Origin of the sequence: Streptococcus sp. HMSC034E03 (assembly GCF_001811505.1) — a bacterium.
GTDB lineage: Bacteria > Bacillota > Bacilli > Lactobacillales > Streptococcaceae > Streptococcus.
On record NZ_KV804970.1, the window covers coordinates 1 to 245 of the forward strand.

At 42.0% G+C, this 245-nt stretch carries 1 pseudogene; it reads left to right on the top strand.

The annotated features are described in order from the left end of the window. A pseudogene (locus HMPREF2805_RS03360) lies at positions 1-245 on the top strand (MBL fold metallo-hydrolase); the annotation flags it as partial.

Below are 245 nucleotides of genomic sequence, written 5' to 3' on the forward strand. Positions count from 1 at the left end.
CTTTGGTACTATCTCAAACCTGATGATGGTGTCATGGCAACAGGTCTTCAAGAAATTGATGGCACTCGTTATTACCTCAATGCAAGTGGGGCTATGCAAACTGGTTGGGCCATGATTGAAGGTCATTGGAACTATTTTGCAAGTTCTGGAGCTATGAAAACAGGTTGGATCAAGGATAAGGATACTTGGTACTATCTAGATAAAGATGGTATCATGCTAACCGGTCTTCAAGAGATTGATGGCAC